Below are 24,881 nucleotides of genomic sequence, written 5' to 3' on the forward strand. Positions count from 1 at the left end.
AATGATCAACGAACTCTCACTTGAGAATCTCTGCCTGACTTGGTTCCAGGAAACTGGCTGGAATTTCATCCATGGCCCGGATATCGCACCAGATTGCTCATCGGCTGAACGAGTTGACTACCGGGAAGTGGTGCTGAAAGATCGTCTGCGGGATGCAATCGCCAAACTGAATCCGCAATTGCCGGACATCGCCATCGAAGAAGTCGTTCACACGCTGACAAACTCGTCTGTACCCAATCTAGTCAAGGGGAATCGCGAACTTCATGCATTGCTGATTAACGGCGTGAAGGTCGAGTACAACGCCGACTCAGGTCGTGAGACTGTTTACGCGCAGGTTATTGACTTCCAGAATCCAGACAATAACGATCTGCTGGTTGTCAATCAGTTTACGATCACTGGGACCAAGCAATCGCGTCGGCCTGACATCGTCGTGTTCATCAATGGCCTGCCACTGGCAGTTGTTGAACTTAAGAACCCGGCTGATGAAACGACAGATGTTTGGGAAGCCTACTCGCAATTCCAGACCTACAAGAAGGAAATCAGCGATTTGCTGACTTTCAATGTCGCCCTGGTCGTCAGCGACGGCATCGTGGCTCGCGTCGGTTCACTCACCGCGACACAAGAATGGTTCATGCCTTGGCATGTGATCAAGGATGAAAACGATCGACCGTACCTAGAATTCGAACTCGAAAAAGTGGTGCGTGGATTCTTCCAGCCTGAGTTGTTTCTCGACTACATTCGGCATTTCGTCCTATTCGAAGAGGACGGCGACAAGCTGATTAAGAAGATCGCCGGTTATCACCAATTCCACGGTGTGCGTGAAGCTGTCCGAGTAACTGTCATAGCAGCAAATCCCGAAAAGCCAGCGGAAAAAATTGGTGAAGAACGCGCGACCTATGGCCGCGAAGTTGTGCCCGGTTCGCGCAAGGCTGGTGTCTTCTGGCATACTCAGGGGTCTGGCAAGAGTATTTCCATGTGCTGCTATGCGGGAAAACTCATTCAACAGCCGGAGATGCGAAACCCGACGTTGGTGGTTATCACCGACCGTAATGAACTCGATGGCCAGTTGTTCCAACAGTTCTGTTCTGCCAAGGACTTGCTGAAACAAACACCCGAGCAAGCCGATAGTCGTGAGCAGTTGCGAGAGATGCTGGCGTCACGCGAGTCGGGCGGCATTATCTTTACAACGGTGCAGAAGTTTTCATTGCTCGAAAATGAGACCAAGCATCCAGAGCTATGCGCCCGTCAGAACGTCGTTGTCATTTCGGACGAAGCTCACCGCAGTCAGTATGGGCTGACCGCTAAGCTGCGCAAGATCAAAGACAAGGAAACTGGTGAAGTCGTTGGATCGAAGTACGTGTTCGGATTCGCCAAACACATGCGTGACGCTTTGCCGAATGCCTCGTTCATCGGTTTCACAGGCACCCCGATCGCACTTGAGGATAAAGACACTCGTGGCGTGTTTGGCGACTATGTCAGCATCTATGACATTCAAGACGCAGTCGATGACGGGGCTACGGTTCCTATCTATTACGAGAGTCGACTCGCCAAGATCGACATCAATCGAGCTCAGATCGAGGAACTGAACAAGGACGTCGAAGAGGTTGTTGAGGACGAGGAGGACATCGCCGCTCGTGAGAAGACGAAGAGTCGTTGGGCAGAGTTAGCCAAGCTAGTTGGCGCTGACAAACGAATCGCACAAGTGGCGGCCGACTTGGTTGCACACTTTGATAAACGCAATGATTCAATCTCCGGCAAGGCGATGGTGGTTTGTATGAGCCGCCAGATCTGCGTTGATTTGTTCAATGCGATCATCGCGATTCGCCCTGAGTGGGAAGGGACTCAGCTTAAGAACGACCGGGGAGAGGAAGTTGGCTACAACAACGAAGATGGTTCGATCCGAATCGTTATGACGGGATCTGCTTCCGATGACGAAGCAATCCAGAAACATGTCTACACAAAGAAACAAAAGAAACGACTCGAACAGCGATTCAAGAATCCAGACGATCCACTGAAAATCGTAATTGTCCGCGATATGTGGCTAACCGGTTTTGATGCTCCTGTTTGTCACACCATGTACGTCGACAAACCGATGTCTGGCCACAACTTGATGCAAGCGATTGCCCGAGTCAATCGCGTTTTCAAGGACAAACCTGGTGGTGTCGTCGTCGACTATTTGGGTATTGGGAGTGAACTCAAGAAAGCACTCAAGCTCTACACCGACGCAAAAGGCAAAGGGCAGCCGACGCTCAAGTCCGAAGAAGCTCTGACGATTTTGATTGAGAAGATGGGCGTTCTTCGCGGAATGTTCCACGGATTCGATTATTCCAAGTACAAGGACGATGCACTCCATCTTCTGTTACCGGCAGCCAACCATATCCTGGGCTTGGAGGAGGTGAACGGAAAGACCGGCAAAGCTAGGTTCCTCGATGTAATGGCGTCCGTTAACAAAGCGTATTCTCTTTGCAGTACGCTCGATGGTGCGGCTCAGTTCCATTTGGAGATTGCCTTCTTCTCGGCAGTCCGTGCCGCAATTGTGAAAGCAACGTCGGTCGATCAGAAGCGAACGGAAGAATCGAAGAATTCCGCGATGAAGCAAATCCTCGACAACGCCATTGTTGCCGAAGGTGTTGTGGATGTCTTTGCGTTAGCGAACCTCAACAAGCCCAACATTGCGTTGCTCTCCGAAGAGTTTCTGAATGATGTTCGCAAGATGCCGATGAAGAATCTGGCGGTGGAACTTCTCGAGCGTTTACTGAAAGACGCCATTCGAGGCCGTTGCCGGACGAATGTTGTGCAAGAGAAGAAATATACCGATCGGCTTATGGAGGCACTTCGCAAATATCACAATCGAGCCATTGAAACGGCTCAGGTTATCGAAGAACTGATCGCAATGGCCAAGGATTTTCAGGCTGGCCTGAAGCGTGATGAAGCCTTGGGGCTAAATCCAGACGAGCTTGCTTTCTATGATGCACTCGCAAACAACGAGAGCGCCGTTCGTGAAATGGGCGATGAAACGCTTAAAAAGCTTGCTTCGGAGTTAACAGAAAAGCTCCGTACGAGTACGACCGTCGATTGGCAGGTCCGCGAAAGCGTCCGCGCCCAGTTGCGATTACTGGTACGTCGTTTACTCAGACGCTACAAGTACCCGCCAGACCTAGAGATCGCGGCCATTGAACTTGTTATGAAGCAAGCGGAAGCATTGGCTGAGAACTGGACTCGTGACTGACCATTTTTTCATTAACAGGTTCTTGATTGTGATGGAGTGTAGCCAATGCGAGCATTACTAGAGAAAATTGAAAGCGAAAAATCACAAGCACGCTTCTACCGAAGGCAATTGGAAAAGCAGCGTACCCTCGACTATTTGAAGGTCAAGTCGCTTGGATCCAATCGATGGAGCTCGCAGAAACGCAACGTCAGTCTGAACACAAAAAATGAAAATGAATTCCACGAACTTGGTCCGTCCGTACTTGCCTGGAAACATGCTAGAAAACTTGAAAATCGTCAGCACGTTTCATTAATTGAAGGCTGCTACGGCATTAGCGAACGTCGCGCCGCTCGATTTGTAGGTGCACTAAGCAAGGAGGACTTTGGCGACCATGATGATATCGATTCACTTGATTGCTTAAGGATCGAAAAAGCAAAGCAATTTAGATCCCTCGGATATTTGACCCTTACAGACGTTGACGATTTCATTGCCTTTCAAAGTGCTGGAGGCTGCCCTACATGCTCGGTTAATATAACAAGTGATTGGTACGATCCTCCATCGGGAATCATTCCCTTGCCATCCGAAGAGTCCGTCCCTTGCGGAACTCATAGTTTCGCACCGTACTACTTCCGGGAAGAAAACAAGTTTACTTTCGACAATAGTTGGGGCATCGATTGGGGAAATCTTGGAAGCGGCGAGTTCAGTTATGAGTTCTTCGATCAGAACGTTGTGGAGATAATAGGATTCGCCGGAACCGTTGAACAACTACCAATTGAAATGCACGAAACTAGCGTATTCGGGTGGAAGTGGAGTCTTTCAGAAAAGTTCTCATTTCATTGTCGCGAGATTATAGACGGACAAACCAAAGATCGCATCGCGTGGTCTTTTGCCAAACGCATTGGTAATCATCTTGTCGTATACGAGTTTTTTGTTTGGCCAAGCTACCGTGAGAAAGGCTTTGGACGGCAACTAGCTCAACTTATGCTTGAGCTAGCACGTGATGCGAAGCTCACGATTAAGCTTGAAGTATCGTTCGCAGATACAGTCCCGGAAAATCTCGATGCAGTTGTCGCGACTGGCAATCTGTTTGGTGTGGGATTTGAAGAGGCCAGCAACCGTTTCTATAGTCTGGATGGTTTTCAGAGCAATGAGTTTAGTTCGCCAGCGATCTCTATTTGTCGGACACCGCCACCGCCAGCGGCTTCACCCTTGGAATGGATTAGAAAGAGACCCGAGCAACCTTTAGTCGAACCGGTTTCTGTGCCGGTCCTGTTCGCTACAAACAGAGCTGTCGCGGAAGAAGACGGTAGACACAAGCTTACATCGAGTCGATCCGCAACATTGAACTATGGATTTCGTACTGAACGCGTGGAGAACATCCAGCGCTTTGGCTCAGCTGGCCGTAGCTGGATAAAAGTCGCAATCGATTCTGCGGAGTGGTTAAGTAACTCGATTAGATCGTTCAAGCGCGATTTCAACGGCCTTAATCTTCAGACTCAAGATTCGTTTCAACAGTTAATTCAGCACCTCTATAAACATGAAAGCGAGCGGAGACACCTAATCTACATCCACGGATTCAATACTACGTTTGACTTTGCCATGAAGCAGGCGGCAAGGCTAAAGGCTGATTTAAAACTTACCGGTAACGTGTTTCTATATTCCTGGCCGTCAGCCGGAAATGCGACGGCCTACTCAGCTGATGAGGCAGCAATCGAAGCCTCGCTTCCACATTTCTCTGAATTCATGCGTGTCGTGCGACAAGCGACGGAAGGTGATTCTTTATCCGCACTGGCGCACAGCATGGGGAATCGGCTGCTTGCAAATTGGATTGGCTTGCAATCTACGCAACAAGCGAATCCAACTTTCAGGAGCGTAATTTTCGCTGCTCCAGACGTAGACCACGATGTATTCAAGAACACTGTTTCCGGCTGGAATAACGTCTTCGAAACAGCAACTCTTTACGCCAATAGCGCTGATATTGCACTACAACTCTCTGAGCTAAAACATTCGTATGCTCGTGCTGGCCTCGTTCCCCCGATCGTCAATGTGCATGGACTCGAGACACTTCTCGTTCAGGGTTTTGATCTGTTCGACTTAGCGCACAGTTATTTTGAACAGGCGGGTAATACCTTACATGACATTTTCGTTCTATTGAATTTTAGAGTCCAAGCTTCTGAACGCCCAGGAACTAGACCCCTAGTGTTTGAAGACGGCACAAGTTGCTGGGCTTTGCCGCACAGGTAGTTAAGCTAGATGTTTCCGAGATAGCCTAGAGCCGTAGATTTCCACTTTATAGCCAACAATGATCGGCAAAACCATTCGCATTCACCTGGTAAACGGATTGCCCTCCGAGATAATGACCGCAGAAGTCATTAACTGGACCGGCAAGATTATTGTCGCGCCGCGATCGATGCTGGCTGAACTTGCCAAGCGTGAGGAGGTGAAACGGACCGGAGTTTATTGCTTGCTGGGTCCAGATCCTGAGAATCCCGCTCGTGACAAGGTTTACGTTGGCGAGGGTGACAACGTCTTCAAGCGACTAACCGCTCATGATGACGACGAGTCAAAGGAGTTCTGGGTCCGCTGTGCGGTCATCATCAGCAAGGACCAGAACATCACCAAGTCGCATGGAAGATACATCGAGAGTCGCTTGATTTCCTTGGCAGACGAAGCCGACCGAGCAACCATTCACAACGGAACAGCGCCTCCGATTCCACCGTTACCGGAATCCGACATCGCGGATATGGAGTACTTCATCTCGCAAATGCAGCTTGTCCTTCCAGTCCTGGGCTTCAACTTCCTACAGGCCAAGCCAGTGATTCAGCCCGGAGGAACCGGAGTAACGACAGACGCTTCTCCGATCTTCACTTACTCACCATCCGGCGCATCGGCAAAGGCCCAGGAGATCAATGGCGAGTTCCTCGTCTTCAAAGGCTCCACCGCCCGAGTTACTGGGCCACAAGGCTGGACGTCCTATCGTGGCCTCCGCGATCAATTGGTCCTCGAAAAGAAGCTCGTGCCTTGCGACTCACCTGAGTTCTACGTGTTTGCAGAGAACGTCGCATTCTCAAGCCCAACCGCGGGAGCAGTGATCGTTAACGCAGGCAACGTCAGCGGTCGCACAGGATCGTGGCGAGTGGAAGGGACCAGCAAAACCTACCAAGATTGGCACGAGCAGAAACTTGCGGCGTCTGTAGGAACCTTGTTTGTCGAATAATCCAGTATGAATGCCGAACCAGAACGGAAGACATCTACGGTTTTTGACGAAAGGTGAAACAGCCAACATCCTCCTCTAGACATACTCTAAGTCGTTAGAATCTACGTAAGAGCTACAACTGACTCTACCTCATACGACCCGGAAATTTCAGGCAAGATGTTCCATCTTGACTAGGGTCCACTTGGTTAACATAGTGTTGAGAAACTAACAACGTCATTTTCCGGATGATCCCAATGGACCTGATTACCGCAATTGAGAAAACTCGACGCGACTTGCTTGAACTCTCGGCTCGCAATCGACTGATTCACACACCGCTTGAAACCAAAAAACCGGGCTGGATTCAGATTGTTGGAGAACGATCGGACCAACTTTTCGACATACTCGTTCGGCAGACCAAGGCAATGACTTTCTTGCCAAAAGATGTCGACGAGGCAGCGAATGAGCTACAGGAATTTCGACTCGCTTTCGACGATCCGGATGAAGACCTTACGGCACCGGTAACAGACGAATCCGATTGCCACACTGACCTGTTTCTTCAAACTAACATTGGGTCGGACAAGCTTCATGATAAACTTCTAAAGTGCTTTTACGAGGCCAGAACATCTGAGGAAGAGCAAGGTGTAAGCATTCTGTACCTGGCTTGCGGCTTTCTCAAATGGCGGGAATCGCCGACCTCGACCGTGAACCGTTTCGCTCCGCTGCTCCTGATACCGGTCGAGCTTTCCCGGAACAATGCTCGCAGTAAGTTTCGACTGAAGTTTCGCGACGATGAAATAGTCACTAATCTGTCCATTCAAGCGAGGCTTCAACAGGACTTCGGTATACGGATGCCGGATCTGCCGGAGTCCGCAGCCGACGATGAAAACTGGACTCCTTCGAAGTACTTTGCCGAGATCGCGAATCTTGTAAAGGAACGCGACGGTTGGGAGCTGATGAGCAATGAGTGTCTGCTCTGGTTCTTCTCATTTACGAAATTCCTAATGTTTCGTGATCTCTCCCCCGATGCTTGGCCCAAAAACGCGAGCCTCGAGAGTAACGTCCTGCTTCGATCGCTTCTGACCGAAGGCTTTCGACAAGAAGAAAGTCACGAAACGTGTAGTGACAGTGAGCCAATCGATTACATCCTAAACCCAGCCGATGTTGTTCACGTTACGGATGCCGATTCATCTCAAGCAGTTGTCATTAATGAGATTACACAGGGGCGTAATCTAGTTGTTCAGGGGCCGCCGGGAACGGGGAAATCTCAAACAATCACAAATGCGATCGCGGCCGCAGTTCACGCCGGGAAACGTGTTCTGTTCGTATCGGAGAAGATGGCTGCTCTTGAAGTTGTCAAACGAAGACTTGATCAGCTTGGACTTGGACCGATGACTTTGGAGCTTCATTCTCACAAGTCCCGAAAACAAGAAGTACTTGCGGAGCTCAAGGCAACATTGGAGCTTGGGGTTCCGACCGGCATAAAAACGGTCCCAATTGAAGAGTTGCGGCAAACCGTGTTGCGTCTTCGCGAGCATGATGCAGCTCTGCACAACCGCGTCGGCAAAACTGGCGTCTCGCCATACCAGGCCATGGGAAACCTCATGCGGTTGCGATCGCTCGGAGTTTTTCCGCTGGCCTACCAAGTAAAGCAGGCTGCGGAATGGACGGATCAGGAGTATCAATCCCGAAAACAAATTGCATTAGAGTTAGACATGCTGCTCGCACAGTCCGGGGTTCCATCGCAGAACCCTTGGTACGGGGCAAGATGCAAGCCGATGCCACCTGCGGACCTGGAGCGCCTTGTCGTCGCAATTATAGAACTGCGAACACAGGTTCAAGAATTGAAAGCCGCTGGCTGTGAACTCGCAGCTATCGTGGGACTCCCGTCTCCGACAAACCTTGTTTCAACCTCCGAAATAGCGCAGCTTGCTCAGTACGTGAAGCGATGTCCAGAGTTCACTGACCGAACCAAACTGACCTCAACTGGCTGGGAAACGGATTTGTCAACCGTTGAAAGGGCCGTTGAGAATGTTTCGAAGATGAATGAGCTTCGTATCGAGCTTAGTGATCGTGTAACAGATTCAGGCCTAATGTCGGATTTGAATGGAACTCGGAAGTCACTCGCGGCGCACGGCGCAAGCTGGTTTCGCGTTTTCAACGCTTCGTATCGGAAAGCTATTCAGACTCTTCGCGGAATTTCAAAAGAGTCTACTCCAACAGCATCCCGTGACCGAGTCGAATTGGTCGACAAGATTCTGCAATATCAAGCCGCTTTGTCGCAATTGGAAAAGGATTCAGAGCGTTGCCAAAAACTGCTGGGCGAGGTTTGGCAAGGTTCGCAAACGGTAATTGAAACAGCGAATGCCATCGTACAATGGGTCAAAGAGGGCTCAAGAGCTAAGATTCTTAAAGATCATGGACGTTCGGTGGCGAGTGGAATCTCGGATTTGCAACGCACCTCACAGCCGCTGAGCAGTATTGGAAAGCATTTGAAGGTTGTTGATACCGGATTGGCGGATATAGCAAAACAACTGAACTTGGATGTGAACGCTGTTTTTAAGACCGATCAAGTCCGTGCGGTACGACTCGAGGACTGGCTCGAGCGGTTTGAACGATGGCTGTCTAATAAAGAGCAACTAAGTCACTACTTGGCAGCAAGGACACGCATGGATCGTTTGGGCCCTGGAGGTCTGGACCGGACTGTAAGCGAAATAGAGAACGGCACCATTGAGGCGGGTAAAGTTGCAGATCAGCTTGACTTCATACGCAATGAAGCCGTATTGACCGAAGCTTGGCGTTCAATTCCAGAACTTGGCGAGTTTCAGGGACACTCATACGAATCGCTTCGAGATCGATTTGCGCAACTCGATAAAGATCGAATTGCCATGAGCCGACTTGAAGTTGCCCAGAAGCACCATAGCAATTTCCCAAGCGCCGCTGCGGATAGTGGTCAGGTTGGCGTAGTTCGCCGTGAGATTAACAAAAAGCGTCGGCATATGCCTATTCGTCGACTAATCAAGGAAGCAGGACATGCAATTCAAAAAGTAAAGCCAGTCTTCATGATGAGCCCATTATCCGTGGCGCAATTTTTGGAGCCGGGCGCTGTTGAATTCGATTTGCTTGTCATAGACGAGGCCAGTCAAGTGCAACCGGTCGACGCTTTGGGTGCAATAGCACGTTGTCGACAAATTGTCGTTGTTGGTGATCAACGTCAATTGCCACCAACCAATTTCTTTGGACGCGTCTCTGGCGAATCTGACGTCGACGAAGATGACGATGGTATCGCGAATGCTGGCGACTTGGAAAGCATCCTTGGACTTTGCGAAGCGCAAGGAGTTCCTAATCGAATGCTGCGATGGCATTATCGAAGCCGTCACGAGTCACTCATTGCTGTAAGCAATCGACAGTTTTATGAGAATCGACTTTTTATAGTTCCAAGCCCGCTAGCCAGCGGTGGTCAATTGGGACTCAAGCTACGCTTCGTATCGAATGGTTGCTACGATCGCGGTGGAACTCGGGCGAATCGAAATGAGGCGATCGCCATCGCGAACGCGGTGATGGACCATGCTCGAAAACGTCCCGAGTTGTCACTAGGAGTTGCAACTTTTAGCGCCGCCCAACGAGATGCCATCTTGGACGAGATTGAACTTCGCCGGCGTGAAGACTCTTCCGTCGAAGACTTCTTCATGGCTGGTGGGCCAGCACCGTTTTTTGTCAAGAGCCTAGAAAATGTTCAGGGAGATGAACGCGACGTTGTCTATATTTCCGTCGGATACGCACGAGACAAAGACGGTTACTTCGCCCAAAATTTTGGACCGCTAAATCGCAAAGGTGGCGAACGGCGCTTGAACGTACTGATTAGCCGTGCTGCCTCCGCCTGCGAAGTCTTCTCGTCGATTAGAGCGTGCGACATAGATTTGAATCGAAGTCAAAGCGATGGTGTTGCTGCTCTTAAAATGTATTTGAACTATGCAGAAACTGGTCATTTGGAATCAGAGAAATCGCATGGTGATGTGTACAGCGATTTTGAAGATCAAGTCGCACGAGCCTTACGATCAAAAGGACTCGAAATTGATCATCAAATTGGTGTAGGAGGCTTCTATATCGACCTCGCAATACGAGATCCAGAAAACCGAGGTCGATATTTGCTAGGGATAGAATGTGATGGTGCTCAATTTCACAGCGCCAGGTGGGTCCGTGACCGTGATCGATTGCGGCAGCAGATTCTTGAATCTCGAGGATGGCACATTCATCGAATTTGGAGCACAGACTGGTTTCAGCGACCTGACGAGCAAGTGAATCGTGTTATCAAGGCACTTGCTAGTGCAAAAGTACAATGGGCCGAGGCCGATCGTGTGAGCGCCGAATCCGCAACCATCATAACCGGCCGCATGAACCGCGATGCTCCTGATGGCCAACCCTATTGGACACGATTAGAAGTATTAAGCGGAAACGACACGGTGGATTGCTTCGTCAATGAGTATGTTGAAGCCAATTTCTCGGTTAGAGAATTCTCCGGAAGCCCGCTCAACCTCACGGAGCAGCAGTTAGCAAAATTGGTTAGGCAGATCCTCGAAATTGAAGCTCCAATCCATTTGGATGAGATTGGACGTCGTATAATCAAACTACTGGGAGAAGGTCGACTGGTAGCATCCTTCAAGAACAAAGTGGAATTAGCAGTCCAATTGCTCCTAAGCCGCAGTGCTGCTCATCGCAGAGGCGACTTCGTATTTGGAGCCGGGCAAAAAGATTTCTTAGTACGGTCTCGCCGGTCGCTCGAAAATGCAAATCTGCGTAAGCCCGAAATGATCGCGCCCGAGGAGATTCGCGCGGCAGTAATCAAAGTAGTCACCGACAGCATCGGCACGAATGTTTCCGAGACAATAGCATCAGCTGCGAAAATGCTCGGGATCAGTAACGGTCAGTCTACGCAAGCAATCTTTACGAAGGAAATCGAATCCCTTGAGACGGAATTAGCCGTCGAGGATCGGGACGGTAGGCTCTTTGTGAGATCGAACTGAAGATGTACAGAATCAAATTACGCTTTAACATTTGACTTTTCGCACCTGGTGACGATTTGCTAAATGATAGCCAAATATCAAAAAGCCTTTCGGAATTAAGTGTGAGGAATTGTCCCTGCATCAGTTGAACCAAACGCTTTAACAAAAACACCCGCGAGCCGGAATCGCGGCCCGCGGGTGTTTTATATTGTAATGGCAGCGGCTCAGCGGAGTGAGCCTACTACAGTTACAGTTCGATCGCTTCAACTTCAGCGACGAATCGCTGGTTATTGTCGGCGAGGAACGCACTGATCACGTTGAACACGGAGTCACTGAAGCCACCGATATTCATGATGTCAGTTCGCTCACAGGCCTGAACCGTGTGGTACGGCTGTAGATCGATGTTGACCAGCTTTGGATTCGCTTCCTTGCCTGCCAGCTTTCGCTTGTTGGCAACGAAGGCTTCCCAAGCCGTCATCACACCGGTCGAACCGTGCCGTCCTGTTCCGACCCAGCTCTCGTTATCGCTAACAAGAACGATGCCAGCGAACTCTCGCTTCGCAAGCTTCTGGTTGGCAGCTACCAATGGCAGCGAACAATCTGTTCCACCACCACCGTACTTTGCCAACCGTTCAGCGATGCTCAGGATCGAATCGTTTGGATCGATCTTGGCATCGTATGCCTTTGTATCGAACGGAATGACAACGCTGTCCGGGTTGCGTCGCAGGATCGCTGCGGCGAACAGTGCTGCTACGTCTACGCATCGCATCTTCGAAGTCGCACCTCGGCCTCGGTTCCCCATGACCGCACAGCTCATCGAACCAGACGTATCCAGACCAATCACCACCGGTCCCGGCAACTCCGGTACGTTTCCACAGGCGATCTCGGCTGCCTTATGCAGGGCAGTGCGGATCTTCTGCGGAACTTCCAAGTCCGCGTTCAAGTACGCAGCAAAGTACTGGTACGGAAACTGCTTCGATCGACGAATCTCCGACTCGTCAGCGATCCGATCTGCCACGTAGTCAACCATTTGTAGGTCAGTCACTCCGTGGCTGATAGTGATTCCACCATCCCCGTCACGGAGTGCCGGGGCCACATTGAGCACATCGTGTCGCAGCAACGTGTTCAAGTTCATACGCAGTGCCTGCGGACCCATTTTGCGAGCAAGTGCAGCCCAAACCGTCGGTCCCTTAGCGACATCCGACAACAAGTCCCATCGGACGTTGTCGAGTCCACCAGCGATCAATGCTTGTGCTTCTTCGCTTTCCGAATTGCGGTACGCAATCAGCGACTGAACTTCAACCGGCAAGTCGGCTTCCGTTGCCGGTGCCCACTTTTTACCTTTGCCAAGCGTGTTACCCGTGGTTGAACCACTTTCGCTTCCCGAAGCTCCTCCGTTGGAACCACCTTCGAAAATGCTCTTATCAGTCAACCAACCGAACATCGCTCGGCGAGCGTTATCCTTCGGCGTCGGTCGAGCCATACGCAGAATATCCCGCAAGCTCGGATCGTTCCCGATCGACGCGCTCAGTAGCTTTCCTACAGAAGCTGTGTTCAACCAACGCTGGAACGCTCGCTGCACAGAGCTCGACAATCCAACGCGGCCCTTGCCAGCCTTGTTCTTGACGGTGTTGTTTTTAAAACGCCCAGACCGAATCATCTGGAACACAGTACGCAGAACTCGACCGTTGTCGACCACGCGATCGAATACTCGGTGCATCAGCTCCGTATCACGAACCGACAGCGCGACCAACAATGCAGCCGGCATGTCCTTCATGAACGCCTTCTCACGTGCGTACAACGCCAGCTTCGCCAAGTACTGGTTGTCGTCGACTTCGTCGATCAACTTCAGGACTTCGTCGAGCTGCGTCTGGGCCGTGCTATAGAACGCGTTACCGAACGTACCCGTTGCGGCAACTTGAGCCAGGGCGTGCTTCGGCTCGAGCTTGTACGCGCGGCCACCCGCTTCGTTGACTGCGTTTGCTCGCGGCAATCGGTTGGTAAGACTTGCGAATAGAGACTTGATGGCCATGGTAGAATTGTGAAGTTTGAAGTTTGAAGTTTGAAGTTTGAAGTTTGAAAAGGAGCACGTTGGATATGAAGAGTGATTTACCAGACAGAACGTTCGCGTTTGCGGATCGAATTGTTCGGCTTTGTTTGCACTTGGAGCAGAATGGACGAGTATCGACAACGCTCGCAACGCAATTGCTTCGAGCGGGCACATCAGTTGGAGCCAACGTCGAAGAAGCCGGATCAGCGGAAAGTCGAAAGGACTTCGTTCATAAGTATTCAATCGCCTGCAAAGAAGCTCGCGAGTCCCACTATTGGCTGCGTTTGCTTACTGCGTCGGAAGTTGTTCCAAAAGAGCGGTTGGATCCTCTGACCACCGAAGCCAACGAACTGATCGCCATCTTGACCACGATCATCAAGAAATCCCGCGACTAGATTTCAAACTTCGAACTTCCCACTTCCCACTTCATCCGTGTAATCCGATTTGGCAGTCAGCCAAAAAGACTCGCCGCATCGGTTTCCCATTGCGACATGTCATAAAAATGGAACTGAGCGAGGAAGTGGTTTAGATCCTTCGCTTTGGTAAAGATGTAGTCCAAACCTGCAGTTCAGTTGTCAGAGCCGATGACTGGATTCGCGCCAGCATGGACCTGTTCGATATTTGACAAGAAAGTTGCAGAAATCATCGCGTTCCGTTACGTTGATGGTTTAGGTCTCACTTCCTCATTGCCGTACAGAGTTCCCAATGCGTGTAGCAATAAGCTTTTTGCTGACGATACTCACTTTCGCCACTCATTCATACTCGCAAGAGGTTGATTCTCCGGATGCACTTCAAAGTGGCAAACAAGCTGACTACTACATAGCTGCACATTTTGCTACTGGCTATTGGGGCAAGAAGGGTAACGAATTTCTGTGTCCAGTTTTAGGAGAGGTTGAGCAGACGAAAATTGCCATCTATGTGAAAGAAATCAACACCGGAACAATAGCTACGGCAGTCGAGCTTGATCGGATGATGCAGAAGTTCCCGCAACTCAGTCGATCTTTCATGATCGTGAGTGAGGAAGGGCGTTCCGAATCGATGACCGACGAGGAACTTACAACACGGCTTAAAAAGCTTCAAGATTTGGAGAAGCAATCTGGGATCGAAAAGCTCTCCCTTGCTTATTTGCAGTACTCCATCACACCGTCACGCTGGAGGAACTCTCTGGGATTCTTCGAATCGGCGGATATAATCGTCGCTGTCATAGAGCCGGGCATCTCCCAAGCCGCCTCGACCAAAGAAGACAGCGGAAGATTGCCCTTACGAACGGTCAAGCCGTTCTACCGGTTTGTCGAGCGAATTGACTCAAAAGACATAGATCAGAAATCAGCCGAATCGCTAATTGTTAGAGCACTGGCATCCCTATCTGAATAGTCGCACTTAAAGATTTACTTTGCGTGGGTCAGCAGGAACGCAGTGATTCGAACACTGTCCATCGGCTTTGGAGACCGAGTCCGCTCCCAGGCGAACATTCCTGAGTAAGTTGTAAGGGGTGAGGTGCGAGTAGTGAGGTTAAGAACCGGATTCATCGCGGCGTTGCGACTTGATAAGCCCACTGAGGACCTTCATCAGTTCATTGACGATTGCATCCAGTTTCTGACTATTACTTTCGTTTATGTAGTCCAGGCGAGTCGCGAGCGACAGTTGATACTCGAGTTCGCGTCCCGATCCAAATGCGATATCCAGAAATCTCAAGAAGTCAGCATTTGAATTTCGTGCACAGCCTTCCACTATGTTGGAGGGAACCGAAACAGCCGCTCGCCGAATCTGGGACGTCATTCCAAACATTTCTTCTTTCGGAAAGTTCCTAGTGATTTTGTAAACCTCCAATGCCAGCTGGTCGGCGAGTTCGAAAGCTCGGAGTTTTCTATGGTCACGCATTTCCTGAGTCCTGCGGGGTGAGTATTGAGAAGTGAGGTTCTTGCACTGATCTTTCGATTTTACCTCACAACTCAACTCTCAATCCTCAATGCTTACCACCCAGTAGGCTTCGCTAATGAACTTGGACCAGCTCTTCACGCGATTCATTCGATCGGCGTAGATCGGCTTCCACGCTGGACGCTCTGGCTCCTTGCGAAGCTTCATGTGCGCCTGCGCCGGAGTCCGGTCAGCCTTCTTCGAATTGCAGTCGATGCAAGCCAGTACGCAGTTGGTCCAGGTTGACGTTCCACCCTTAGCTCGCGGAACAATGTGGTCAATCGTGAGCTCTTCGCTGCCAGGCTGCTTTCCGCAGTATTGGCAGGTCATCTTGTCACGCTTGAAGACGTTGCGTCGGCTGAAGGTAACCGTCTGCGTCGGCATCGCATCGAACTTCGTCAACGTGATGACTTCCGGGATGCGGATGCGCTGGCGTACCGACTGGATGAACGGCTCGTCGCGATCAGGAACTAGTCGGCTCCAATCGCTCCAGTCGTACAACTGGTAATCGACTGGATCGACGATCTTGGCAGAGTCGTTCCACAGCATGATCAGAGCACGCGCAACCGTCGCCACGTTGATCGGCTGCCAGCTACGGTTCAGCACCAACGCGGGACGCTGAAGCGATGGGCTCAGGCCGATAGACGTTTCGTAGTTGTCGAGGGTTGCTGCGATGGTGCTCATGATAGAATTGTGAAGTTTGAAGTTCGAAGTTTGAAATGAGTATGTGCAGATGAAGAGTGATTTGCCCCAGCGGACGTTCGCTTTTGCTGAACGGATTGTTCGGCTTTGTGTTTTTCTTGAGAAGAATGGTCGAGTGTCAACGACTCTGTAAGCGTCCACCACAACCAGTTGTTGGGGTTAGTTGGATTGGCCCTGGGTTTGCTGTCGCTTGAGCTTGGCGGAGATGATTCTGCGGGCTCGTGTTATCTGCTTGCGGTCTGATTTATAGCGGCTTTCCTCTGCCCGGTACTCGCGAATCGCTTCGGGATGCTCCTGCTTCCATACGTCCGGCAAAAGTTTCTCGTATTGAGTCTCGCCTGCTAGTACGCGATCCAAAATGTCCTTCAAGTACTGCCAGACATCCAAGTGGTGACGTTTGGCACTGCTCACAATGCTCATCAACCTAGCCACCCGCTCGCCAGATTCCACGTTGCCAACAAACAACCAGTTCTTCCGTCCCAATGCCACCTGACGCATCAACTGCTCTACGCGATTGTTGTCGATCGGAATCTGGCCATGCGCCGTGTAGATCGTCAGAGCATCCCAGTGGTTACGGATATATCCCAACGCTCCTGCCATGTCCGACTTGGGAAACAATTGCCCTTCATCCAAACTATCAATGTACTTCTTCATCGCCTCCAACAACGGTACCGCATAACGCTGACGATGCTCCACTCGTGATTCCGCATTCATCCCCTGCTCGCGCGCGTTCACATCGTAAAGCCCCTGCAGCATATCCAACAGCTTTTGCCGATACGGATTCTCCTTGGACACCTCGTAAACCTTACGACGCGCATGCGCCCAACAAGCCGCGAACTGCAAGCGATCGCGGTTATCAAGCACCACGGCTTCATTTCCTGAGAAACAATCACCTTGAATAATACAGCGACTCTCTCGAAAGAATTCATCCGGGCCATCCCGGTGACGCGATATCCGAAAGTCAAAGATGTTATAGGGCGCTTGATCTAGACCCCGATAAGCCCACATCTTCCCTATCAAGCTATCTTCACCCTTGCCTTTCGCTTCACGCATCTTCTCGATCAACCGCTGCGTCTTCAGGTCACCGGGTTTAACCTTCGGCTCCTCCTCTGGCATCAGCATTCGACAACTGCTTTCATCCAGTCCGACTGCGGAGTCCTTCTGCACACGCCTGGCCATGAACATGAAGAACCCAAGCAACGCAAAGTCCACTTGCACCATCAGATTCTGCAATGTCGAACGACTGGGCGTCCAACCACTGCTGGCAAAGACATCCGTCTGACGATACAGCGGAAGATGCAAGTCAAGCTTCTGAGCGACCACCACCGCACCGATACTCGAATCGTATTTGTTACCCTCAACCAATCCGGTTGGTCGCTCGGCAGAAACGATTCCATGCTCTTTGCAACATGGGCAGCCATACTTGGGGTTCTCGATCACTCGCTTATAAAGCTTGGCTGGTTCATAAACCAAGGTTTCGGTCCTATCGACACCGATCATCGCCATGGGACCATGCTCTGGACAGATGCGATCTTGCTCTGGAACATCGCGAAGTTCCTTCACTTCAGGAAGGTGCGACGGGAGCGATTCATTGCGTTTCTTCTTGGCTTTGGGCGTGCTTTTGGATTGAGCGTCATCCAGAACCTTTTGTGCTTCGGCCTCCGCTTCTTGCCGAGCTTGCTCAAGTTCTTCTTGCGAATCGAAGGGGAGCCAAGGAGTCGCACCGGGCGAAATATGCTTCTCTTTTTTCTTGTGCATGTTGGCAAGCATCGCTGCCAACTTGCGGTACTCTGTCTCGAACCATTGGAGCTTGGCCTTGAGTTGCTCGTTCTCTTTCTGCAGCAATTCGATTGCCGAGAGAGGCTTGTCAGATGGATGATTATTCGAGGTCGCGTCTTGCATACTTATTGAACGCATGAAGCCCTAAAGTGGTTCCGCAATATCTTCAAAAAAGAGTAACTTGATAAAGAGATTTTACAAGCCTGATGACGAGGTAGTATTGTTGCTAACATGAGCCTGCACCGAGAATCGTTTTCGACGCTTGATGTTGGAGACATCGATGCCACTGAGCAACATGGAAAGCTGAGCGTGATCAATGACTAGGCTCTTGGACTGGCTTGAAGTAAGTGGCACCTGGATGGTACCAGCTTCTAATCTTTTCATGAAGATGGCGAGCCCATCTCGATCCCACCAGAGTATCTTGACGCGATCACGACGACGATTGATGAACATGAAATAATCACCAAGTCGAATATCGCGTTGAAAGTTGGCTTGGACGATGGCGTGCAGGCCATCGTAGGAACGTCTCATGTCGACCGCTTGCATGTAGAGGTAGACCCGAGTGGTTGAGGCGACAGCGAGCATAGACGGACTCAATAAGTTGCGGATGGCTAATTGCGAACAATGAGTTGCTGGAAACCGGCGTCTAGATGATCGCCGGAGTCATGCTGTCGAGCGGCCCATGTCAACAAAGTCTCGACAGCGCTGGAGGAATCAGAGCGGCAAAGGATCTTGATGCCACGTGTTTCGATGGTGAAGTGAAGCGTATTGTTGCTTGAATCGGATTGCGTTTGGCTTGGTGACGTTGCGCTAAGAGTTGTTGGATTAGGATTAAGGGCTGTTGGATTCGAGTGAAGCTTCTTTCTCCAATAGTTGAAGACATGGAACGAAAGGTTTTCATTTCGACAGAACTGAGCGATGCTAAGCCGCGAGGACTGAAAACGTAGGAGTCGTTGAGCCCAAAGTTGGGACTTGGAAAGATCACGAGTCATGCTGTAGGTTCCTGGCATAGAGATTTCGGCAACCCCATCGGTCGCCGCTATCAAACCCTACCCTCCAAATCAAGCCCCCGCCGACTAAAAACCCACTGGTTCTGATGTACGCTTACCGTCCAGCAACATGCCAGCGTCAACTCTTAAATCGATCCTTGTACGCTGGATTTGCTCCAATGGAAGTTCAGTTGAGGTAAACATTGGCGGAAGCTGCCATTCCTCACTAAGAAGGTACCATTTTTCACCAATAAGGACTACTTTTTTGGATAACTCGGGGCGTGCAAGATCGAACGAAAGTGGCTCAGGGTCGCGAATCGCAGGTTCTTCCCCAATACGTTGCAATCGAGGCGGTGTCTTTCCCATGGTATCTGGAGAGAAATCAAGTGAGGGATCTGGACCCATGGTTTGTGAGTATGCTTGCAGCTCCAGGAATACAAGTGCTGCGAGAATTAGCGAAAAAATAGTAACGCGATTCATGCTCCATCCTTCATAAACTTGCTGAACGTGACCAATATCTCGATCGTCTTTGGATCAATGTCCAGAACCCGAGAAGCGGAAACTGTCGTGTCAACTAAAGGGGGCACTGATTCGAGTGTGCGTTCGTCAGCTTGAGAACTGGCTCGATCAGTATAAATGTTCGGACCGAATTGGCAATAAAGCATTCTGCGTGAGCGTCCTGATGCATTTCTATGATTGTTGAATCGCTAGGCGGATCTCCTTCCCATTCGACGAACGGGCGTAAGCGAACTGATTCGCAATTAAATTCAGCGGGATGACGACAACGGCAACCGTGCTCACACAAGTAACGTCGATTTCAAGTAACGCGCGATCGGGGGCGTTGATTCATTGCTTGGTGGTCCGCCGTTAGTGCTCAGATTAACCGAGGGTTTAGGCCGTGCTCGCCGTTGCGGGACTAGGCTACGGAACAACCCCCATCTCCTTGAAGCTAGCAAAGCCTGCTTGGGTGAGTTCAGCAAGCTCCTTAAAAAGCGTGGGCTCGACGGAGGTGAAGTTGAAGCAGGACTTGCCCTGCATGCGGGACTTGAGCTCAGGCGATGCGGATGCCAAAAGCTCAGGTTTCAGGTAGACGGGCATGAAGTGAAAGCTCACGTACGACTTTTTCACTTGAACAGCTCCGAAGAACAAGGGTTTCTTGTTCTTCTGCATGTGCCGAGTGTCGACGTAAAGCTCTGTCGCGTTGTCTTTCTTCGTATCGAGCTTCGCTGCGTAGGGTGCCATGACCTTGTGCAGTTCTGAGAAGACGGCGGTGAAGTCTTGCAATGGAGTTCCTTAATCGGCGAAGTGTCTATGAAGCAGTTCTTCGCGGCCTAAATTCCGCGATCATCCCATACCGTCCAAGACACGTACCATCGGGAAACGGCTGCTCCACGACTTGGGTGCATCGAATTGTTCGGTTATTTGATACTTTTCAGCGTTGTGACTGGTTGCCGTGTTTTAATCAAGTCTATAGTTCTCGCGAGTTCCATCCTTTAAGTATCTATAAACCGCTATATTGGGATCTGCCCAAATCGTATATAGCCTTCTGCCATTGGGACGCGTGAAAGGTTTTGCATCTATATCATTCGTGAACTTAAAGTCCCAGTCAATTCCAACATATCGTTGGATCTCACGCAATCGCTTTGGATATCCGTTAGCCCTATCATCGGGATCAGATACACCAAGAAAATGAATGCATTGATCGTTTGGTTTCACCGTAGCTACTAGTTCATCCCAGTTGGCAGGCCATTGTTTATCATTGCGCTCCAAGTAGCAGACGACTAGTATACCTGCATCCCAGGCAGCATAAGCTTCGTTAAGATGGATGTAAGCGTTAAGAGACGGGAAAACTGCGATCCCCACGATGATAATAATCATAGCAAACAAGACTAATTGCGCTTTGCGTGTGTCTTCCATTCTTCCTCTCTTAATAGCCGCACAGCAGCGGTAGCAGAGACGCGACGATCAATTGCTTTTGTCAAGATCGTCGGCTCCGTGATTTCAGTTCCTCGGATGATTCGCCGCTTTTACAACAAGTTGTGCGGAGCCATCGTAATCGACCGAGTCATTTGCGTCGGAGAACGTCGGCATCCACCTAACGCCATATTGGGCGTCAATAGTTGACATACCGATCGCGTAGAGCTTCGGCGCGACTCATTAATTGTGTGTTAGGGCAATTCTTTTAGGAGCACAATGTTTGAATGAAAGTGGTAACCGTTGGTTGCATAATCAGGTTGGAATTCGCGTGGAAGATCTGATGGTACGCCTACGTACCCACCTGTCTCATAAACAAGCAACCTATACTGCTTTCCCACGTATCCTTCTTTTAGATTGTCAATCATCTTGATGTTAAGTTGGCTAGCGTTCGTACCATGCTTCAGTTTGTACAAACTAAAATGATCTGTCGCGATCTTTATTATTGCCTTCTCATGTACCTGGAAATCAACTACAGGGTGATTGTGCAATTCCTTATCTCCGACCATCTGAATTCTTAGCAGGAAGGTCCCAGATGCAGCTTTATAACCTAGCGAGTCGCCGTCAACTACGGTCGCGACTATGTTCGTCATTGTACCCATTGGAATCCCTAAATTTCCAAGAAGGCCGCGTTCGTGGATATTTCGCAATGTGGCCTGTTGAGATTCTCCGCTATTCTGTGCGGAAATTTCTTGCGCTGAAACACTAACTGCATGCACTACAGAATATGTGATTAGCACGCACATCAGCGGGACTATACTACTGGATCGCATTCTCATGATGTCGCTTGCCAAGGTTGTGATATCGTAACAGAACGACTGGGTTCACCCAGTCCGAGCAGTTGACTCGACGCAATCGAAAACGGCTGATCGAGGGTAGTGCCTGAAAGTACACCCAACCTTGGCGTGAGTTTGCGGCTTGGGGAACTTGTGGATGTGCTTACTTCCCTGCGTTTGATTCCAAAGCAACCGCTCCGATTCTATTGCAAGTATCAGTATACCAAACGATTGGCAAGTGATATTAAAATTGGAGACCAGCGTTTCGTATCGGGCTTCACGGTCTGTAATACACGATGACTAACTCGCAACTGAAAAAGGCTGGCTTGGAAAATCACCGGATTACTGGACGAAGCTTGCTCTTGAACGACGAAACAGTCCCAGTTGCGGACGCAAAGACTACGTTTCACGAGAGCGATCCCGGGTGTCCGGGCAACTATTTCGATCGCAGGATGCTTCGTGTTCGACACTTGAATTTTCAGAATCAATGAGCCGGAAATTTCCGAATTCGGCATATGTCCTTGCGAGATTCAGTATCCGACGGTACGAAACATGGTGAGCCAAATTATAGCGTTTCGTCTGTCCGCCCTCAACATAAACAAGGTTCGCTTGGTAGGGGCCTTTCCCGATCAATTGGATCGCATCGACATCGCAAAACCTGATTGATATAGTTTCATGAATTGGATGAAGTATCAGTTGATCAAGAAATCCCGAAAGGAATCGGCGCAGAATTGAACGGCTCGTATTACCCTTGCCAATAGTCAGGATCTCCAATTTGGGATCGAGTGAAATATTATCTCCAAACTGAGTTCGGATAAAGTAGGGGATCAGTCCGCCGAAGCCTCCCCAAAGTAGAATCATCGCCAAAATGTAGCGGAGATCAATATCGAAGAATGTTGTAGGAAATTGAATCGGAATCACCACAACAACCACCGCGAAAATCGCCATAACTGACGCAAAAGCGAAATGTGAGTACGACGCCTCTTGATAAAGGATTCCATCTCGACAATGCAGTGCGGTGTCCGGAAGCAGCCCCATTGAAGTATGATCAAACTTAAGAGGTTCCCTAGGTATTTGCATAGTTGACGCCGTCTTTCAACCGGACTGAATGCCCCAATGGCCGAGCGAAGGCAAGTGAATTTACCATGAGGAATCGACCGATCCCCTGCTTTGGTGAAACGTATTGTTCGTTCAGAATTTCTAATGACGCCGGAGTTAGCAGTCAACTGGTGCAGTACCAGGAGATAAATGTTTCTTCTGCCGGCCAAAACAAAAAGCGAGCAACCAAAAAATCAACATCACAGGCAATGAGTATATCCCAATGAAGAAGAGCCCGATCGATGCTTGTGGATCCGGGTGTAGGTAGACAATATCAGTAAACGCCCATACGAAGTAGAACGTGTAAATTACAGAAGAAACAACGATTGTCGCCTGAGCTTTTCGTGAGTTGTAGAAATGTGCAACGATTATGCTAAAAACCAGCGGACCATGACTGAACGGAAAGGCAATCAACAAGAAGGGATCGTACAGCGCGAAGACGATGGCCCCTATGGCGATTGCAATACATACGGAAACGAAGCCGCTATGATTCAAGTTTTCCTATGCACTGCCTATATGAATTCACCCAGCGAATTGCTGGTCAAAGCCATTTTACAGGTTTTACTCGATAGTTGTGTCGTGGTGAAATCTCGATTAAGGCGGCCATCGACTGCTTGATTACGAAGCATTCTTCTGCAGTCGACTGTCAAACGACTGCGGGAAACGTACATGCCATTGGTCGAGACGCGAAAGACAGCACTGTCGGCAGACGGGCGCGGACTTCGTTCCCATGGGTGACACTCAGCACGCCCACTAGGTTCGAAATGTAGAACAAGTTTGCGTTGGCACAACGTGTTGGGCTTGAGATGAGGCTCGGCATACAAAGCGTCGATCAAACCCTCGTTCGCTTGAGCTGAGTTACACTATTACACTCGTATTTTACTCAGGCCGATTGCGCCCGTGTGGCTCACTAACGCGTCAGCTAGAGGCTTTTTCTGAGGATTTTCCATGACAAAGTCGGCGGACGACCACAATCGCTAAAGTCAACTACTGATGGAAACAACCGAGTAGACTTAGCGGCCGGTTTTGGGTTTGTTTCCAAAGGGGGGGGCCAAAGGGGCTGCCCCTCCCTGGCAATCCAGTTTCCCGATGGAGATTCGCTTGCCGCTAGAGGGTCAGACCGTTTTAGAAAAAGGCCTCATTAGTCTTGGAGCTGATTGGTTACTTGATCATAAAAACTGATGAGCCCCTGATCGAATTGGTACTTACAACGGCAACGGGATGTATGGACAAGACGACGATTGCCGGCATCTTGTAAAGGCATTCGGTTGCTCATGTGTGTAAGCCAAGGACAGAAACGGCTAGTTGACCCGAGATACGCCGAGCAATTGCATTGCGCCCTATTCCAATTTGTTTCGGTGCAACTTTCGATAGTCGCGAGGGGAACACCCGCACTCGCCTTTGAACGCTTCGTTGAATCGACTCAGACTCTGAAAGCCTGCTTCCATCGCGACGTTCAGGATCGAGTCGTCTGTCGTTACCAACAATCGCTGTGCATGAGAGAGTCGATGCTGGACAACGAAGGCGGTCATGGTTGTGCCAAATGTCTTCTTAAAAAGACTCATCGCGTAATTGGGATGCACTTCATTTGCAGCGGCAATGGATTCAGAAGTTAGCGGTTGCTGGTAGTTCTTTGCGATATAGCAGGCAAGTTGGTCAGCACGTGATAAGCCAAGAGGAGTAGGGCGTGTTGCCGCCGACGCAATCCGTCCCGACATCCGCAAGAGCCTCGCTCTGACCTCCAACTGTGCAGCTCGCTCATAGACTGGCGATTGTGATTTCAGGTCGACTTCCCACCTCGCGAAAAGTGAAGTATCCGCATCATCAACCACACTATCGATCAGCAACTCACCCTGCAATGCTCGATTCACAAACTCGCGACTGATTCCAGCGCGTAGGAATTCCGTCAACGGGAGCGTCACAACAAAATAGGGGGAATCCGTGCCAAAGTCTACTATCTGATGCGGAATCGCGGCCCAAAACAGACCGAGTTTCCCTGCGGATATGGTTGTTCGACGCCCACCGAGCAAGTATGTCAACGAGCCAGACGCAAGCCAGTTCAGCTCGATCTCGTTATGCCGATCCGGACGCTGCATGAAAGCCGGAGTCCAAGCTTCGCACGTGAATCCATACGGTGAAAATTCCGGTCGTTTGTCATCGAACTTCTTCATACAGCTTAGAATACCGTGAGT

Annotated in this window: 18 protein-coding genes; 7 read left to right on the plus strand and 11 right to left on the minus strand. The window is 50.1% G+C overall.

Annotation, left to right across the window (positions count from 1 at the left end; translation table 11 throughout):
- The first annotated feature begins 1 nt into the window (after nucleotide 1).
- The 4 genes from SH302x_RS12460 to SH302x_RS12475 all read left to right on the plus strand — a co-directional run bounded on the left by SH302x_RS12460 (nucleotide 2) and on the right by SH302x_RS12475 (nucleotide 11,425).
- Nucleotides 2–3,229, plus strand: coding sequence for a type I restriction endonuclease subunit R (locus tag SH302x_RS12460; protein ID WP_479369010.1), 3,228 nt, complete (start codon nucleotides 2–4; stop codon nucleotides 3,227–3,229).
- Nucleotides 3,230–3,274: 45 nt separating this feature from the next.
- Entirely contained in the window at nucleotides 3,275–5,452 is a 2,178-nt protein-coding gene (locus tag SH302x_RS12465) for a GNAT family N-acetyltransferase (RefSeq protein ID WP_479369011.1), read from the plus strand.
- Between the two features lie 58 nt (nucleotides 5,453–5,510).
- Nucleotides 5,511–6,425 carry a GIY-YIG nuclease family protein gene (locus tag SH302x_RS12470; RefSeq protein ID WP_479369012.1) on the plus strand — a complete coding sequence of 305 codons (915 nt, stop codon included), beginning with the start codon at nucleotides 5,511–5,513 and terminating at the stop codon, nucleotides 6,423–6,425.
- Between the two features lie 233 nt (nucleotides 6,426–6,658).
- Nucleotides 6,659–11,425, plus strand: a complete 4,767-nt coding sequence (locus SH302x_RS12475) for a DUF3320 domain-containing protein (protein WP_479369013.1) — start codon at nucleotides 6,659–6,661, stop codon at nucleotides 11,423–11,425.
- 226 nt (nucleotides 11,426–11,651) lie between these two features.
- Here SH302x_RS12475 and SH302x_RS12480 read toward each other — a convergent pair whose 3' ends face one another.
- Entirely contained in the window at nucleotides 11,652–13,436 is a 1,785-nt protein-coding gene (locus tag SH302x_RS12480) for a TROVE domain-containing protein (RefSeq protein ID WP_479369014.1), read from the minus strand.
- Between the two features lie 65 nt (nucleotides 13,437–13,501).
- Here SH302x_RS12480 and SH302x_RS12485 point away from each other — a divergent pair, with 65 nt between their 5' ends.
- The gene (locus SH302x_RS12485) at nucleotides 13,502–13,849 is read left to right on the plus strand and encodes a four helix bundle protein (protein ID WP_479369015.1); all 348 of its coding nucleotides are present in this window, start codon (nucleotides 13,502–13,504) and stop codon (nucleotides 13,847–13,849) included.
- Nucleotides 13,850–14,159: 310 nt separating this feature from the next.
- Nucleotides 14,160–14,828 carry a hypothetical protein gene (locus tag SH302x_RS12490; protein WP_479369016.1) on the plus strand — a complete coding sequence of 223 codons (669 nt, stop codon included), beginning with the start codon at nucleotides 14,160–14,162 and terminating at the stop codon, nucleotides 14,826–14,828.
- Nucleotides 14,829–14,966: 138 nt separating this feature from the next.
- Here the strand turns inward: SH302x_RS12490 and SH302x_RS12495 are convergent, their stop codons facing one another.
- The 9 genes from SH302x_RS12495 to SH302x_RS12535 all read right to left on the minus strand — a co-directional run bounded on the left by SH302x_RS12495 (nucleotide 14,967) and on the right by SH302x_RS12535 (nucleotide 22,629).
- A complete protein-coding gene (locus SH302x_RS12495) occupies nucleotides 14,967–15,335 on the minus strand; it encodes a four helix bundle protein (RefSeq protein WP_479369017.1) in 369 nt (122 codons plus the stop codon).
- Nucleotides 15,336–15,413: 78 nt separating this feature from the next.
- Nucleotides 15,414–16,055 carry an HNH endonuclease gene (locus SH302x_RS12500; protein ID WP_479369018.1) on the minus strand — a complete coding sequence of 214 codons (642 nt, stop codon included), beginning with the start codon at nucleotides 16,053–16,055 and terminating at the stop codon, nucleotides 15,414–15,416.
- A gap of 177 nt (nucleotides 16,056–16,232) precedes the next feature.
- A complete protein-coding gene (gene tnpC, locus SH302x_RS12505) occupies nucleotides 16,233–17,975 on the minus strand; it encodes an IS66 family transposase (protein WP_479363298.1) in 1,743 nt (580 codons plus the stop codon).
- A gap of 72 nt (nucleotides 17,976–18,047) precedes the next feature.
- Nucleotides 18,048–18,437 carry an IS66 family insertion sequence element accessory protein TnpB gene (tnpB, locus tag SH302x_RS12510; protein WP_479363297.1) on the minus strand — a complete coding sequence of 130 codons (390 nt, stop codon included), beginning with the start codon at nucleotides 18,435–18,437 and terminating at the stop codon, nucleotides 18,048–18,050.
- Between the two features lie 26 nt (nucleotides 18,438–18,463).
- A complete protein-coding gene (tnpA, locus tag SH302x_RS12515) occupies nucleotides 18,464–18,844 on the minus strand; it encodes an IS66 family insertion sequence element accessory protein TnpA (RefSeq protein WP_479369019.1) in 381 nt (126 codons plus the stop codon).
- Nucleotides 18,845–18,928: 84 nt separating this feature from the next.
- Nucleotides 18,929–19,321 carry a hypothetical protein gene (locus tag SH302x_RS12520; protein WP_479369020.1) on the minus strand — a complete coding sequence of 131 codons (393 nt, stop codon included), beginning with the start codon at nucleotides 19,319–19,321 and terminating at the stop codon, nucleotides 18,929–18,931.
- A 441-nt stretch (nucleotides 19,322–19,762) separates the two neighbouring features.
- Nucleotides 19,763–20,125, minus strand: a complete 363-nt coding sequence (locus SH302x_RS12525; protein ID WP_479369021.1) for a hypothetical protein — start codon at nucleotides 20,123–20,125, stop codon at nucleotides 19,763–19,765.
- Between the two features lie 174 nt (nucleotides 20,126–20,299).
- Nucleotides 20,300–20,719, minus strand: a complete 420-nt coding sequence (locus SH302x_RS12530; RefSeq protein WP_479369022.1) for a hypothetical protein — start codon at nucleotides 20,717–20,719, stop codon at nucleotides 20,300–20,302.
- 1,271 nt (nucleotides 20,720–21,990) lie between these two features.
- Complete coding sequence (locus tag SH302x_RS12535; RefSeq protein WP_479369023.1) at nucleotides 21,991–22,629, minus strand: hypothetical protein; 639 nt, start codon at nucleotides 22,627–22,629, stop codon at nucleotides 21,991–21,993.
- A gap of 450 nt (nucleotides 22,630–23,079) precedes the next feature.
- Here SH302x_RS12535 and SH302x_RS12540 point away from each other — a divergent pair, with 450 nt between their 5' ends.
- On the plus strand, nucleotides 23,080–23,307 hold the full coding sequence (locus SH302x_RS12540; RefSeq protein WP_479369024.1) for a hypothetical protein: 228 nt from the start codon (nucleotides 23,080–23,082) through the stop codon (nucleotides 23,305–23,307).
- 722 nt (nucleotides 23,308–24,029) lie between these two features.
- Here SH302x_RS12540 and SH302x_RS12545 read toward each other — a convergent pair.
- Entirely contained in the window at nucleotides 24,030–24,860 is an 831-nt protein-coding gene (locus SH302x_RS12545; RefSeq protein WP_479369025.1) for a helix-turn-helix domain-containing protein, read from the minus strand.
- Between the last annotated feature and the right edge of the window lie 21 nt (nucleotides 24,861–24,881).

This window comes from Njordella calcicola, from assembly GCF_056494125.1.

What these genes read in the sequence shown, in the direction of transcription:
- SH302x_RS12485 (WP_479369015.1), top strand. Translation starts at nt 13,502, where the DNA reads ATGAAGAGTGATTTACCAGACAGAACGTTCGCGTTTGCGGATCGAATT.
- SH302x_RS12470 (WP_479369012.1), top strand. Translation starts at nt 5,511, where the DNA reads ATGATCGGCAAAACCATTCGCATTCACCTGGTAAACGGATTGCCCTCC.
- SH302x_RS12475 (WP_479369013.1), top strand. Translation starts at nt 6,659, where the DNA reads ATGGACCTGATTACCGCAATTGAGAAAACTCGACGCGACTTGCTTGAA.
- SH302x_RS12465 (WP_479369011.1), top strand. Translation starts at nt 3,275, where the DNA reads ATGCGAGCATTACTAGAGAAAATTGAAAGCGAAAAATCACAAGCACGC.
- tnpC (WP_479363298.1), bottom strand. Translation starts at nt 17,975, where the DNA reads ATGCAAGACGCGACCTCGAATAATCATCCATCTGACAAGCCTCTCTCG.
- SH302x_RS12480 (WP_479369014.1), bottom strand. Translation starts at nt 13,436, where the DNA reads ATGGCCATCAAGTCTCTATTCGCAAGTCTTACCAACCGATTGCCGCGA.
- SH302x_RS12500 (WP_479369018.1), bottom strand. Translation starts at nt 16,055, where the DNA reads ATGAGCACCATCGCAGCAACCCTCGACAACTACGAAACGTCTATCGGC.
- tnpB (WP_479363297.1), bottom strand. Translation starts at nt 18,437, where the DNA reads ATGCTCGCTGTCGCCTCAACCACTCGGGTCTACCTCTACATGCAAGCG.
- SH302x_RS12495 (WP_479369017.1), bottom strand. Translation starts at nt 15,335, where the DNA reads ATGCGTGACCATAGAAAACTCCGAGCTTTCGAACTCGCCGACCAGCTG.
- SH302x_RS12520 (WP_479369020.1), bottom strand. Translation starts at nt 19,321, where the DNA reads ATGAATCGCGTTACTATTTTTTCGCTAATTCTCGCAGCACTTGTATTC.
- tnpA (WP_479369019.1), bottom strand. Translation starts at nt 18,844, where the DNA reads ATGACTCGTGATCTTTCCAAGTCCCAACTTTGGGCTCAACGACTCCTA.
- SH302x_RS12490 (WP_479369016.1), top strand. Translation starts at nt 14,160, where the DNA reads ATGCGTGTAGCAATAAGCTTTTTGCTGACGATACTCACTTTCGCCACT.
- SH302x_RS12540 (WP_479369024.1), top strand. Translation starts at nt 23,080, where the DNA reads ATGACTGAACGGAAAGGCAATCAACAAGAAGGGATCGTACAGCGCGAA.
- SH302x_RS12530 (WP_479369022.1), bottom strand. Translation starts at nt 20,719, where the DNA reads ATGATTATTATCATCGTGGGGATCGCAGTTTTCCCGTCTCTTAACGCT.
- SH302x_RS12545 (WP_479369025.1), bottom strand. Translation starts at nt 24,860, where the DNA reads ATGAAGAAGTTCGATGACAAACGACCGGAATTTTCACCGTATGGATTC.
- SH302x_RS12535 (WP_479369023.1), bottom strand. Translation starts at nt 22,629, where the DNA reads ATGGGGCTGCTTCCGGACACCGCACTGCATTGTCGAGATGGAATCCTT.
- SH302x_RS12460 (WP_479369010.1), top strand. Translation starts at nt 2, where the DNA reads ATGATCAACGAACTCTCACTTGAGAATCTCTGCCTGACTTGGTTCCAG.